Here is a 12,473-nt window from a genome sequence, read left to right as displayed (position 1 = left end):
CATGCTCACAGCGACCGCCGCTGTCGCCATTTTGGCGAGTGGGGCCATTGCAGAAGATGCGCCCCGAAAAGGCGGCACCTTGGTCACTGTGCTGGGAAGCAATGTACGCAATCTCAATCCAGCCGTGCAGTCCGGTATTGTGACAGGCTACCCCGGCGCGCAATTGTTCGCAGCTCCACTGCGCTATGATGAAGACTGGACGCCCCAGCCCTATCTCGCCAAAAGCTGGGACGTAAGTGAAGACGGGCTGACCGTCACCTTAAACTTAGTGCAAAACGCGGTCTTTCATGATGGCGCCCCAATCACATCCGATGATGTGGCCTTCTCCGTAGAGACGATTAAGGCCCATCACCCCTTCAAATCAATGTTCGCACCGGTGGTATCCGTCGACACTCCCGATGAGCACACAGCTGTTTTGAACCTCAGCAAACCGCACCCAGCGCTTTTGTTGGCCATGTCAGGTCAATTGATGGCTATCATTCCAAAACATATCTATGGCGATGGTCAAGATCCGAAAACCCATCCCCGCAATACCGAAAACGTGATTGGCTCTGGGCCATTCAAACTGGTGGAATATAAATCTGGCGAGCATGTGATCCTCGAGCGTTTTGATGACTTTTTCATCGAAGGTCGACCCTATCTCGACAAAGTTGTCATGCGGATCATCACCGATCCTGCCGCGCGGGCCATCGCTTATGAGAATGGCGAAGTCCATATGGGCGCTTTTGAGTCACTGCCACGCATTATCAACCGGCTGAAAAAGGTCGACACACTGACCGTCACCGACGAAGGCTACGGCGGCATTGGGCCACTTGATTGGCTGGCGATGAACACCACCAAAGGCCCTCTCGCCGATGTCCGGGTGCGCAAAGCGATCGCCCATGCCGTGGATAAAAATTTCATCCATAAGGCCTTGATGCAGGGCACAGCCGCTGATTCCAAAACCGGCATCCATCCCGACAGCCCGTTCTACAACGCCAATGTTGAGGACTATGCTTTGGATCTGGATAAATCCCGCGCTTTGCTGGATGCGGCTGGCTATCCGATGCAGGGCGATTCGCGCTTCAGCCTGACCATAGATTTTGGTTGGCCCGGCGTGAAACCACAGGTCGAATATGTGAAAGCTGCTTTGAAAAAAGTTGGCATTGCTGTTGAAGTGCGCGCCTCTGCAGATTTCCCAACATGGGCGGCCCGCATGGGCAAAATGGACTTTGATATGTCCTGGGATACGGTGTTCAACTGGGGTGACCCTGTGATTGGTGTTCATCGGACATATTCTTCCGACAATATCGCCAAAGGCGTTTGGTCAAACACCCAAGGCTACTCTAACGCCCGGGTTGATGAGCTGATGGCCATGGCCGCGGTCGAATCTGATCCTGCCAAACGCACCGCGCTTTATGCAGAGTTCCAGGAGATCATCGCCGATGAAGTGCCGGTCTATCACACCAACACCCTGCCCTATCACACCGTCTTTAATGACAATGTGGGCAATCCACCCCTGGGTATTTGGGGCACGTCAACACCTATCGATATGACCTATCTCAAAAAGTAAGCTTCCCCGCGCGGGCCATCCGCAAATGGCCCGCGCATATTCCTAAGTAAGGCGAAAATTTTGGGCATTTTACGCATCGTTCTCATTCGCGTTCTCTATGCCGCCGCATTGCTCCTTGCGGTTCTGGTGCTGAATTTCTCACTGATGCATCTGGCCCCTGGCGATGTGGCAGATACTATCAGCCAATCCATGGGCGGGGCAGATCAAGAAATTCTTGATGAGATCCGCGTAAGCTATGGCCTTGATCAGCCGTTCATCATTCAGCTGGGAAAATACATCGCCAATGTGGCGCAATTCGATTTGGGATATTCATTTTTTTACAATCAACCAGTAAGCAGATTAATCCTTGAACGCCTGCCGGCCACATTACTCTTGGTGATTACTGCGCAGATCGCCGCCCTGATCATCGGAGTTGTGCTTGGTGTCATCTCAGCGCGCAAGCCGAAAGGCATCTCCAACTATTTGGTGACATTTCTAGCGTTGTTTGGCTATTCCGCCCCGGTGTTTTGGACCGGTATTTTGCTGCTGATCACCTTTTCGCTCAACGTCCATTGGTTCCCCGTAGCGGGCATGCGCGATGTGACCATTGAAGGCGGATTTTGGACCCATTTTGTTGATGTTGCACGGCATTTAGTTTTGCCCGCCGTCACGCTTGGCTCCATTTTTCTCGCGCTCTATTCGCGTTTGTCGCGGGCCTCGATGATGGAAGTCTTAGGTTCCGACTACATTCGCACCGCCAAAGCCAAAGGCTTAAGCGATCATCAGGTGGTCTATAAACATGCGCTGAAAAACGCACTCTCGCCCGTGATCACTTTGGCGGGCCTGCAGTTTTCCGCAGTGCTTTCGGGTGCTGTGTTGGTAGAGACCGTGTTCAGCTGGCCCGGCCTGGGCACTCTGGCGTTCCAATCGATTATTGCCCGCGACACGCCCACTATTCTTGGCATTCTTTTCTTCTCCGCTTTGGTGGTGATTGTCGGCAATTTGCTCACCGATCTGGCCCTGCGGCTTGTTGATCCACGTGTGGGAGGTCGCGAATGACCCGTCCCGAACTCCAAGAAGAAGAAACCTTACAGGCCCAGCACCCATTCACAGAAAGCTGGGCGATGTTCCGCAAAAATACGGCTGCGGTGGCAGCTTTGGCGCTCCTGACCCTTATCACCTTCGGCGCGATCTTTGGGCCGATGCTTTACCCCGTAGATCCATTCGAGATGGTCTGGGCACCTTTTTCGCCACCCGGAGAAGAAGGGTTTTTGCTGGGCACCGATTATCTTGGACGCGATCTGTTGTCGATGATCATCAATGGCGCCAAAGTATCGCTGATGATCGGCGTTTCGGCGGCGCTGATGACCGTAATCATCGGCGTGACAGTGGGCGCCCTTGCAGGATTTTATCGCGGAATTGTTGAAGAAATTCTTATGCGGATCACCGAATTTTTCCAAGTCTTGCCAACCTTACTGTTTTCCATGGTCTTGGTTGCACTCTTTGGCGCCTCCCTTCCCATGATCACCTTTGCCATAGGTATCGTCAGCTGGACCGCCGTGGCCCGGATCACACGCTCCGAGTTTCTGCGCATCCGCGAGCTTGAATATGTTACGGCGTCACGGGCCTCAGGCGCCTCCAACATGAAACTGATGTTTCGCGTGATCCTGCCCAACGCGCTGCCGCCGATTATCGTGCAATCGGCGCTCATGGTCGGATCCGCGATCCTTTTTGAAGCGGGCCTATCTTTCCTGGGCCTCACCGATCCCAATGTGGTGAGCTGGGGACAAATCATTGGCTCCAACCGTCAATATATTCTTGATGCAGGCTACACAGTGACCATCCCGGGCGTTGCGATTTTTGTGACAGTTCTGGCGATTTCCTTGGTTGGAGATGGGCTGAACGACGCGCTTAATCCAAAATTAAGGCAACGATAATGCGGCCACTTTTAGACGTTCAAAACCTTACCATTGAGTTGACCACACGCGACGGGGTGGCTCCCGTTATTGACGATTTATCCTTCAGCTTAAACGCAGGTGAAACCCTAAGCTTTGTCGGTGAAAGCGGCTGCGGCAAGTCAATGACCGCATTGGCGCTCATGGGGCTTTTGCCCGCGAATATTGGCCGTATTGCAAGTGGACATATTCTGTTTGAAGGTGAGGACCTGGTCCAAGCCAGCGACGCGCAGCTGCGCAAAATTCGTGGCAATGACATTTCTATGATTTTTCAAGAGCCAATGACCTCCCTCAATCCGGTGCTGACCATTGGGGAGCAAATTGCTGAGGTACTGCGCGCGCATCAAGGCCTGTCGCGCAAAGCGGCCTGGAATCAGACCATCGCGCTTCTGGACGCGGTCCGCATCCCCAACCCCAAGGGCCGCGCCGGCGATTACCCGTTCCAAATGTCCGGTGGACAAAGGCAAAGGGCGATGATCGCGATGGCTCTGGCCTGTGCCCCCAAAATTCTGATTGCAGATGAACCAACCACCGCGCTTGATGTCACGGTTCAGGCACAAATCTTTGATCTGCTCGGCGATTTGCGCAAACAAACCGGTGCGGCCATTATTTTAATCACCCATGACATGGGCGCGGTGGCGGAAATGGCCGAGCGGATGATTGTCATGTATGCGGGGCGCAAAGCGGAGTTGGGACCGGTCGACCAGATCATCGATCACCCCCGTCATCCCTATACCAAAGGTTTGATTGAATGCGTGCCGCATATTCAAAGCGAGATGAGCACCGCGCGCCATGATTTGGTAGAAGTGCCCGGCATAGTGCCCAGCCTGCGCGAATTTGGCAAAGATCAATGTCTATTTGCCTCGCGCTGTCGCTATCTCAGCGAGGCCTGCTTGGCCAGCCGGCCGAAACCACAAGAATTCGCCAATGCGCAATCCGCAGATTGCTGGCATGCGAGGGATCTATGATGTCTGATCTGTTGAATGTCGATAACCTCACCGTGAGATTTGAAGTCAAGCGCGGCGGCAGTTGGGGTAAGAAATCCTATCTCTATGCAGTCGATGACATCTCCTTTGCTGTAAAAAAGGGCGAGACACTCGCCATTGTCGGGGAAAGCGGCTCCGGTAAGACGACGGCAGCTCTGGCGGTGGCCCGCTTGGTCAAAGCGCATCGCGGCTCAGTGCGCCTCGGTGATGAAGATGTGCTGCAAACCCAAGATGAGGACCTGCGCGCGTTCCGCCAAAAAGTACAATTCATCTTCCAAGACCCCTATTCCAGCCTCAACCCGCGCCAGCGCGCAGAGGCGATCGTCCGTGAGCCTTTGGACAGCCTGTCGAGTAAATCCGCGGCTGAGAAAACCCAAATTGTCGAGGGTTTATTTCAGGCGGTGGGCCTGCGACCAGAACAGCAAAGGCTCTTTCCGCATCAATTTTCAGGCGGTCAGCGCCAACGCATTGGTATTGCCCGCGCCCTGGCCACCCAGCCTGAGTTGATTATCTGCGATGAGCCCGTATCCGCTTTGGATGTAGCTGTGCAGGCGCAAATCTTAAACCTGTTGCGCAAATTGCAAAAAGACTTTGGCTTGACCTATTTATTCATCAGCCATGACCTCGGCGTGGTGCAGCACATGAGTGATAGCATCGCGGTGATGTATATGGGCCGGATCGTTGAACACGCAGACCGCATGAGTTTGTTCACAGCGCCGCGCCATCCCTATACGCAAGCGCTGTTATCGGCCGTGCCCACCGTTGACCGGGTCAAAAGGGCCAGCCAAAAACGCATTTTAATCCCCGGCGACCCGCCGGACCCGGTGAACCTGCCCAAAGGTTGCCGATTCGCCAATCGATGCCCAATGGCGCAAGAGCTTTGCCATCAGCAGGAACCCACGTTGGTGTCCGACGAGACCGGGCATCGCACCGCTTGCCATTTGGTGTCCTAAATCCCCGGCACACAGGCGCTCGCTACCCACCCGGCACCGCCACCGGATAGATTTCATCACAAATCATCATCCCCGGGGTGGAGTCAAAGATGCTGCAATCGAGCGTGCGCCGTTGAGGGAACGGATTGCTGCGCCGCGGGACGTCGCACTTTAACCGCGCCTGCATCACCACCTGATCGCCCTGCATGGAATTGGGGCGCAATTCGCAACCGCTGACCGCTTCAAACGCGCGGGCAAACCGAACGGCCGTGTAGTTCAAATTTGGTGCCCATTCCCGATTAATGCGTATCGCTTCAGCCCGGTCCCCAACCATTCGCACATCAAGAACTGATTTGCCGACAATCACCCGCTGTGCCGGCACGCCAGAAAATTCAAAGGAGGGCGTATTGCAGGCTAAAAGCGGCAAAAGGATCCAAAGAAAGCGCATAAAAAGACCATGCACAAACTTGGTTAACAAAGCCTTGCTTGCGTCCGCGCCCCGAGCCAGTAAACTGCCGCCAAACTACAGGAGCCCAGCATGAGTGAAGATGTTGACCGTCATGCCATGAAAATGGCAAAGAAAAAAGCCGCGCGCGACAAGATCATGGCAACCAAGACAGACGAAAAAGGCCTGGTGATTGTGCATACCGGCAAGGGCAAAGGCAAATCCTCAGCGGCCTTCAACATGATTTTTCGCCATATTGCCCATAAGCGCAAATGCGCGGTGGTACAGTTCATCAAGGGCGGAATGAGCACAGGCGAAAGGGATCTCATCTTAGAGCATTTCACCGATCTTTGCGCCTTTCACACCATGGGTGAGGGCTTCACTTGGGAAACCCAAGACAAGACCCGCGACACCGAAATGGCGCAGGCCGCTTGGGCCAAAGCGAAAGAGCTGATTGTTGATGAGAGCAATCACATGGTGCTGTTGGATGAAATTAATATCGCTCTGCGGTATGACTATCTTGATATCCAAGAGGTCATCGCCTTTTTGCGCGACGAAAAACCTGCCATGACCCATGTGGTACTCACCGGGCGCAACGCCCATGCAGATTTGATTGAAGCGGCCGATTTGGTGACGGAAATGGAGCTGATCAAACATCCCTTTCGTTCCGGCATCAAGGCGCAAATCGGCGTTGAATTTTAAAATTAAAGCGAGAGCATAGCCATGGCCGTAAAACGATTGCTGACAGAGTTTGGCATGGGCGCCTCCCTGCGCCGGCAAGATTACACACAAGCCGCAGTGCGCGGTGTCAAAGATGCAATGTGGCACAATTCGATTAACCTGGCAGAATTATTCGGCAAAGCCAAAACCGATATGCTCATTGATGTGGAAGTGGCCGTGCAAAACCCCGAGGCAGTGGACATTAACGCTGTGGCAGAAATCTTTCCTTACGGCCAAGTACAGGTCACCGTGGTCCCTGGTGGCTTGGATGTGCCGCGGCGAGATAGCCTGCCCACCGTGATGGCAAATATTGCAATTTCTGTGTCATTAGATCTGGAGTTGGCCTCATGAACGATCAAAGATTCATCATCGAAATGGGCATGGGCAATGACCAATATGGTCAGGATTATACCAAGGCCGCGGGCCGTGCGATTGAAGACGCCTTTCGGCACTCCGCCATTCCTATGTTCCAAGCACTCGAACCCGCACTTGGCCTCACCCCGCAAGAGATGCGCGTTCAGGTGACCATTGGTGTCCAAGATCCGGCGCAAGTGGACACCGCAGAGCTGGTCTCAACCCTGCCGCGCGGCCGGGCGGAGGTGCGTGCAGTTTTTGGCGGGCAAAATGTAACCAATCCGGATACTGGCAATGTCATCGTCATTGCCAGCGCAGCTATTGAGGCGTTCTTGCCCTATCAAGGCGACCGCACATAGAGGCTGATCCAAGAGCCCTTCTAAATCTGGTTGGCAATTTCCAGAAGGTTCCCATCCGGATCACGAATATAAAGCGAGACAATCGGCCCAAGCGCCCCGCTGCGCTGCACAGGCCCATCTAACACCTCTTGACCACAAGCCTCGAAATATGCAGCCCACGCGTCCAGCGGGGTTGGCGACAAAAAGCACAGATCCGACGACCCGGCACGCGGCTCTGCGGCATGGGGCGTAAACGGGGCCTGTGCCGGGTGCAAATTGATTTTTTGCGCGCCAAAGGCCAAAGCCCAACGCCTGCTGCCATCAGCCGCCTCAAATTGAAGCGCCTGCATTCCCAATATATCCCGATAAAACGCGACGCTTGCCATGATATCCGTCACCGTCAAGACCAGGTGATCCAGGCTGGCGATCATCGGGGGGGGGTTATCAATCATTTTTGCGCCTCAAACTTGCCGCTGCTCGAAAATCGTCAGGGATGTGATCCTCGCCATCTAGGATGAGCGCCGTCATAACTTTAGCTATCTTTGGGGCCATGCCAAAGCCGATCTTAAACCCACCATTGGCGATAAACCAATCGGGATGAACCGGATGCCGGCCCAACATGGGTGCGCGGGTAAAGGCTCGGGGCCTCACGCCCGCCCAGCGCTCGATCACGGGTGCGTCGCGCAGCTCAGGAAACAAACGCTTGGCCTTGGCTATCAAATCATCAAGCTGGCCATCCGTCTGATCTGACGATTTAAAGTACCGCTCACTAGTCGATCCAATGGCCACAGTGCCATCCAAATGCGGCACCACATGCAGCCCCTCGGCAAACAGCTGCGCCGCGCCAGGTCGGGCCAGATCCAACAAGGCCGCTTGCCCCTTAACCCCATTGCCAATCTCTTTGCCCAAAGTCTGTGACATCTCTACCAAGCCGCTCCAACCACGCGCATCGACAATCGCGCCCTGATGCGCGCCCGCGGCTGTGATCACCCCGCCCAACTCCAACACCGCCTGCCCCAGCGCCCTGGTGGCTTGCCGCGGATGAATATGAGCCGAGAGGGTATCGCGCACCAGCTGACCTGTTGCAGACGGTGGTGCCCAAGGCCCCGCCTTGCTGGTTGAAATGACCTCCCAAACCGCAGCATCTCCCCAATTTGCCGCAGCATCCGCGATGCGTGAAAGCGCAAGCGCAATCAATCTTTCTTCATTGATCGGTTGCAGTCGCCCATGATTGGCATAGCCAGTCGGAAGCCCTGATAGGCGTTCCACCTCCGGCCAGAATTCACGTGCAAGCAGGAGGCTTTCCAACTGGAATTGCTTTTTGGGCAGCCATAGATCCGGCGTATGGGGCGCTAAAGCTCCAACCAGCCCGCCGCTGGCGCCCTGCGCCACACCAGCCAGATCGATTACCCGCACCCGCGCCCCCCGTTGTGCGGCACAAAACGCAATCGACAGGCCAAACACACCAGCCCCAAGAATCGTTACATCAGCAGTTGCCAAAATCATCGCCCTTCTGCATGGTCATCAAAATACTTAGGGTAGACCATGCTCAACCACCAGCCCAATCGCATAGAATGGCGCGCAGACACGCCCTTCTCCACAAAATTTGATGACCCTTATTACTCACTCGACGATGGGTTGGCGGAAACGGAGCATGTGTTTCTTGCAGGCAACCATCTGCCAGACCGTTATTGCGATGGATTTCATATCGCCGAATTGGGGTTTGGCACGGGTTTGAACCTTTTGGTCTCCTTGGCCGCTTGGCGCCGATCCGGGCAAAGCGGCGTTTTACACTACACAAGCTTTGAGGCCTTTCCTTTATCACCAGATCAAATGATCACAGCCCACAAAGCCTTTGCGCCATTGCAGGACATAGCTGCGGAATTGGCCCCCTTGTGGGGCAACCGCATCACCCTGCCCAATCTGCGCTTTGAGGTGATTTTAGGCGACGCCCGCGACACCCTGCCCAAATGGTCAGGCCAGGCGGATGCTTGGTTTCTAGATGGGTTTTCTCCCGCCAAAAATCCAGAGCTCTGGGAAGCCAACCTCATGGCTGAGGTGGCCGCACATACCAAAACCGGCGGAAGCTGCGCCACTTACACGGCCGCAGGCTTTGTCCGCCGCGGATTGCAAGCAGGTGGATTTGAGGTCATCCGGCGCCCAGGTTTTGGACGCAAAAGGCATATGACCCAGGGAATTAAACCGTGAGTGCCGGCACCAATACACGGCTTGGCGTTCTGCTGATGGTGGCGACAACCCTGATCTTCTCGGTACAAGATGGTTTGAGCCTGCATCTTTCCTCCAACTACAATGTTTATATGGTGGTTATGGTGCGCTATTGGTTCTTTGCAGCTTTCGTGATGACCGTTTCAGCCAAGCAAGCTGGCGGTTTACGCAATGCGGCACGCACCAAACAGTCCGTACTTCAGGCCTTTCGCGGGGTGCTCTTGGCTGCAGAAATCTGCGTCATGGTCACCGCCTTTACCTTGCTTGGCATGGTCGAAAGCCTTGCAATTTTTTCAGCCTATACCCTCATCGTCGCGGCGCTCTCGGGGCCCATTCTCGGCGAGACCGTCGGTTGGCGGCGTTGGCTCGCAATTGCCGTCGGGTTTTGTGGGGTGCTGATGATTTTAGAGCCAGGATTCGGAGTGTTCTCCCCCTATGCGATCATCCCCGTTCTGGCCGCTTTCATGTTCGCACTTTACAGCCTGCTCACGCGATATGTCGCCCGCCTCGACAGCACCGCAACCAGCTTCTTTTGGACCGGCGTCATGGGGTGCCTGTTGATGAGTGTCATCGGCGCGTTTCATTTTGAGAATATGAGCCCAAGCGACTGGATCTTGATGCTTTGCCTGTGCTGCACCGGGGCGGTGGGACACTGGTTACTCATTCGCTGTTACGAGGTGGCTGAGGCCAGTGCCGTGCAACCCTTCACCTATCTGCAATTGGTGTTCGGCACCTCGATCGGCGTTTTGGTTTTTGGTGAAGTTGTACGCCCAAATGTGGCCATCGGCGCGCTTTTGGTTGTCGCGGCCGGGCTGTTTACCCTGTGGCGTGCAAGAGTAGCCAAGAGCTAAGACACGCGAGAGCTAAACCGCCCCCTCGGGGCGGCTTTGCGGCGGCAGCGCTACCGGCTAATCGGGCGCAGCGAAATTGCCGGAGCGGCGAAAATCGGCTCTGGGCTGTAGGCGCCCTTCAATTCTTGCAAAAACCGCAAAGGCAACGCTTGGCCCGCCAGACGCGCGCGATAATTGGGCAGGCTTTCCGTCACCCGCATCACGTAGTTGCGGGTCTCGCTGAACGGAATTTGTTCGATCCAATCGATCACATCCACCGCCGGCGAGCGCGGATCGCCGAGTTTGGCGGTCCAAGCATGGGCGCGGCTGGGGCCAGCATTATAGGCGGCGGCGATATAAACGGGGCTATTGCCAAATTCTTCTGTCAGCTCCTCAAGATATCGAATGCCGATTTTTGCATTATAGTCTGGATCCTTCAGCAACTTGCTGCGCGAATAGCCTACCCCCAACTTACTGGCCATTTCTTTGGCTGTTCGGGGCATGACCTGCATCAAGCCCAGCGCGCCTACCCCCGAAATTGCGCCCGCAAAAAATTCACTTTCCCGACGGGCGATCGCCAAAGCTAACTCAGGCGCGATTGCGCCGGGCCGCATCAATCGCGAGGTCAACGGGTAGAAATGCCGTTCCATCATTGTCCCATAGCGTGAAGCGCGCTTGCCCAGCATAAGCTCCAAGTAAGGATGATCCATCTCTTCGGCCATACGGCCCATTTGCGCCAACCCCTTCGGACTTTGACTTTCAGCCAAATGGGTCAAAAATCGCACGCCAAACCGCGAACGGTCGACCTGAATCAATAGAAGTCCAGCCTCATAGACACTGGACTTCACAAAGTCTGCCTGCCGCCACTCTAGTTCCACCTCAGTTCCAGCCAAACTGGGCTGCATCGGCAGCCCTGCCTCTTGGGCGGCGAGCAATCCGTAAAACGAAGTTTGAAAGCGCGCGCCCTGAGCGAAAGCCTGCTGCGCCTTATCTGCTTGGCCCAAGGCCTTGAATGCCCGACCTTGCCAATAATGGGTCCGGCCCAATGAAATTTCGCTGCCAACAGCCGATCCATGATTCTTAAAATGCACCAACGCTGTCTCGGGGCGTTTCAGTTTTCGCAGAGCAATAAAGCCCGCCAGCCACTCTAAGGCCGCGTAGTCATCTCCCGGTGCCAAATGGTGACTTGCGGCCAGCTTATAGGCTTTTGCATGGGCCCCATCCCACAGAAGATCCCGCGCAATAGACATACGAAGGCCAGCCCATTTCTCTGGTCGTCCCAATGCCAAGGTTGAGGAGGATCTTTGCAGCATCAGATCGATGGCACCCTCTGTGTGCCCGCGTGCAAGCCGCCATTGAAATCTGTCATAGGCCAAACCGGGATCGGATTTCAGGCTTTTTGGCACATTGGCCAGCAACCGCGTGACACCGTTTTCTTTCCTTTGCAGCGCTATTCGGGCCCGGGCCAAATGCGCCTGCCCGGCGGTGACGCGCCCCAGCAGTCGTTCCGCACTGGCCAAATCACCCTGCCAGAGCAAAAGATCTAAGCGTGCGGCATGTTGTGCTTTCAAATGCGGCCCAAACATCTCAAGATACGCGTCCTCGAGGCTGGCGAGCATGTTAAAACTTCTCCATCCCCATTGTGCCGCCGTGATGGCGCTCGCTTTCTGCCCAGTTTTATTGAGCGCCTGCGCCAGTCGCAAAGCGCCCTTTGCGGTCTTCGGCGGATGGTTAGAGAAAAAAGAAATCACATCCTGCGGCGCGGCATCTGGCTCGATGGTCGCCTCAGAGCGCTGGCGCAAATAGGGCAAACCGGGCCAATCCGGACGACGCTTTAAAAACGCAGTGGCCTCAGAAAATTGGCCGCGCCCCGCGCGCAGGCGATCCCATTGAATGAGGTCAACCGCCACCTGCCCCGCCGGTTTGGCAAGATCCAGCGCCTCGTCCCATTTGCCCTTCGCTTGCGCGACATAGGCAGCGCGCAAAGAGGCCAAAGCGGCCCCGTCCTGCGCCAAGGTAAATGTTGCGAAGCACCAAGAGACCACGAGATAAAGGAGAATGCGCATGAGCTTCAACTTGCGCTCTGAGGCAAAAACTTTCAATCGCAAATCTTGGCAAAACCGATGCGGCAAGCTAGTGTCCGCCGACGACTGCCC

Annotated in this window: 14 protein-coding genes; 10 read left to right on the top strand and 4 right to left on the bottom strand. The window is 55.3% G+C overall.

The features are described from left to right. Position 1: 1 nt before the first annotated feature. From ABLW18_RS12050 to ABLW18_RS12030, 5 genes are read left to right on the top strand one after another with little or no spacing between them, the layout of a single operon-like run. Positions 2 to 1,552, top strand: coding sequence for an ABC transporter substrate-binding protein (locus tag ABLW18_RS12050; protein WP_347825038.1), 1,551 nt, complete (start codon positions 2 to 4; stop codon positions 1,550 to 1,552). Between the two features lie 60 nt (positions 1,553 to 1,612). After that, positions 1,613 to 2,590, top strand: a complete 978-nt coding sequence (locus ABLW18_RS12045) for an ABC transporter permease (protein WP_347825037.1) — start codon at positions 1,613 to 1,615, stop codon at positions 2,588 to 2,590. Continuing rightward, positions 2,587 to 3,468 (top strand): ABC transporter permease, encoded by an 882-nt coding sequence (locus tag ABLW18_RS12040; RefSeq protein WP_347825036.1) that lies wholly within the window; start codon positions 2,587 to 2,589, stop codon positions 3,466 to 3,468. Before ABLW18_RS12045 ends, ABLW18_RS12040 begins: the two co-directional genes overlap by 4 nt. Beyond that, positions 3,468 to 4,454 (top strand): ABC transporter ATP-binding protein, encoded by a 987-nt coding sequence (locus tag ABLW18_RS12035; RefSeq protein ID WP_347825035.1) that lies wholly within the window; start codon positions 3,468 to 3,470, stop codon positions 4,452 to 4,454. The genes ABLW18_RS12040 and ABLW18_RS12035 overlap by 1 nt, the downstream gene beginning before the upstream one ends. Then, positions 4,454 to 5,425, top strand: coding sequence for an oligopeptide/dipeptide ABC transporter ATP-binding protein (locus ABLW18_RS12030; RefSeq protein WP_347825034.1), 972 nt, complete (start codon positions 4,454 to 4,456; stop codon positions 5,423 to 5,425). Before ABLW18_RS12035 ends, ABLW18_RS12030 begins: the two co-directional genes overlap by 1 nt. A gap of 22 nt (positions 5,426 to 5,447) precedes the next feature. On the opposite strand, the gene ABLW18_RS12025 is transcribed toward ABLW18_RS12030, so the two are convergent. Beyond that, on the bottom strand, positions 5,448 to 5,852 hold the full coding sequence (locus ABLW18_RS12025; protein ID WP_347825033.1) for a hypothetical protein: 405 nt from the start codon (positions 5,850 to 5,852) through the stop codon (positions 5,448 to 5,450). Between the two features lie 90 nt (positions 5,853 to 5,942). On the opposite strand from ABLW18_RS12025, the gene cobO reads away from it, so the two are divergent. Genes cobO through ABLW18_RS12010 form a run of 3 tightly spaced genes read left to right on the top strand, consistent with a single transcriptional unit; the run spans position 5,943 to position 7,282 of the window. Next, on the top strand, positions 5,943 to 6,551 hold the full coding sequence (gene cobO / locus ABLW18_RS12020) for a cob(I)yrinic acid a,c-diamide adenosyltransferase (RefSeq protein ID WP_347825032.1): 609 nt from the start codon (positions 5,943 to 5,945) through the stop codon (positions 6,549 to 6,551). Between the two features lie 21 nt (positions 6,552 to 6,572). Further along, positions 6,573 to 6,920 (top strand): Lin0512 family protein, encoded by a 348-nt coding sequence (locus ABLW18_RS12015; protein ID WP_347825031.1) that lies wholly within the window; start codon positions 6,573 to 6,575, stop codon positions 6,918 to 6,920. Next, a complete protein-coding gene (locus ABLW18_RS12010; RefSeq protein WP_347825030.1) occupies positions 6,917 to 7,282 on the top strand; it encodes a Lin0512 family protein in 366 nt (121 codons plus the stop codon). The genes ABLW18_RS12015 and ABLW18_RS12010 overlap by 4 nt, the downstream gene beginning before the upstream one ends. Positions 7,283 to 7,302: 20 nt before the next feature. On the opposite strand, the gene ABLW18_RS12005 is transcribed toward ABLW18_RS12010, so the two are convergent. Together ABLW18_RS12005 and ABLW18_RS12000 are read right to left on the bottom strand one after the other, a co-directional pair. Beyond that, positions 7,303 to 7,713, bottom strand: coding sequence for a VOC family protein (locus ABLW18_RS12005; RefSeq protein ID WP_347825029.1), 411 nt, complete (start codon positions 7,711 to 7,713; stop codon positions 7,303 to 7,305). Continuing rightward, complete coding sequence (locus ABLW18_RS12000; protein WP_347825028.1) at positions 7,706 to 8,767, bottom strand: FAD-binding oxidoreductase; 1,062 nt, start codon at positions 8,765 to 8,767, stop codon at positions 7,706 to 7,708. The genes ABLW18_RS12005 and ABLW18_RS12000 overlap by 8 nt, the downstream gene beginning before the upstream one ends. 39 nt (positions 8,768 to 8,806) lie before the next feature. On the opposite strand from ABLW18_RS12000, the gene mnmD reads away from it, so the two are divergent. Together mnmD and ABLW18_RS11990 are read left to right on the top strand one after the other, a co-directional pair. Next, positions 8,807 to 9,469 (top strand): tRNA (5-methylaminomethyl-2-thiouridine)(34)-methyltransferase MnmD, encoded by a 663-nt coding sequence (gene mnmD / locus ABLW18_RS11995; protein ID WP_347825027.1) that lies wholly within the window; start codon positions 8,807 to 8,809, stop codon positions 9,467 to 9,469. Further along, positions 9,466 to 10,338 (top strand): DMT family transporter, encoded by an 873-nt coding sequence (locus ABLW18_RS11990; protein ID WP_347825026.1) that lies wholly within the window; start codon positions 9,466 to 9,468, stop codon positions 10,336 to 10,338. Before mnmD ends, ABLW18_RS11990 begins: the two co-directional genes overlap by 4 nt. A 50-nt stretch (positions 10,339 to 10,388) precedes the next feature. On the opposite strand, the gene ABLW18_RS11985 is transcribed toward ABLW18_RS11990, so the two are convergent. Further along, the gene (locus ABLW18_RS11985; protein ID WP_347825025.1) at positions 10,389 to 12,449 is read right to left on the bottom strand and encodes a lytic transglycosylase domain-containing protein; all 2,061 of its coding nucleotides are present in this window, start codon (positions 12,447 to 12,449) and stop codon (positions 10,389 to 10,391) included. Positions 12,450 to 12,473: the final 24 nt, after the last annotated feature.

Source organism: uncultured Planktomarina sp., from assembly GCA_943788425.1.
Lineage (GTDB): Bacteria > Pseudomonadota > Alphaproteobacteria > Rhodobacterales > Rhodobacteraceae > Planktomarina.
The sequence above is the reverse complement of the archived record's forward strand: the minus strand, read 5'-3'. Positions and strand labels throughout refer to the sequence as shown.

Coding starts and splice junctions, on each gene's coding strand:
- mnmD (WP_347825027.1), top strand. CDS start 8,807: ATGCTCAACCACCAGCCCAATCGCATAGAATGGCGCGCAGACACGCCC.
- ABLW18_RS12025 (WP_347825033.1), bottom strand. CDS start 5,852: ATGCGCTTTCTTTGGATCCTTTTGCCGCTTTTAGCCTGCAATACGCCC.
- ABLW18_RS12005 (WP_347825029.1), bottom strand. CDS start 7,713: ATGATTGATAACCCCCCCCCGATGATCGCCAGCCTGGATCACCTGGTC.
- ABLW18_RS12040 (WP_347825036.1), top strand. CDS start 2,587: ATGACCCGTCCCGAACTCCAAGAAGAAGAAACCTTACAGGCCCAGCAC.
- ABLW18_RS12015 (WP_347825031.1), top strand. CDS start 6,573: ATGGCCGTAAAACGATTGCTGACAGAGTTTGGCATGGGCGCCTCCCTG.
- ABLW18_RS12030 (WP_347825034.1), top strand. CDS start 4,454: ATGTCTGATCTGTTGAATGTCGATAACCTCACCGTGAGATTTGAAGTC.
- ABLW18_RS12000 (WP_347825028.1), bottom strand. CDS start 8,767: ATGATTTTGGCAACTGCTGATGTAACGATTCTTGGGGCTGGTGTGTTT.
- ABLW18_RS12035 (WP_347825035.1), top strand. CDS start 3,468: ATGCGGCCACTTTTAGACGTTCAAAACCTTACCATTGAGTTGACCACA.
- ABLW18_RS12050 (WP_347825038.1), top strand. CDS start 2: ATGCTCACAGCGACCGCCGCTGTCGCCATTTTGGCGAGTGGGGCCATT.
- ABLW18_RS12010 (WP_347825030.1), top strand. CDS start 6,917: ATGAACGATCAAAGATTCATCATCGAAATGGGCATGGGCAATGACCAA.
- cobO (WP_347825032.1), top strand. CDS start 5,943: ATGAGTGAAGATGTTGACCGTCATGCCATGAAAATGGCAAAGAAAAAA.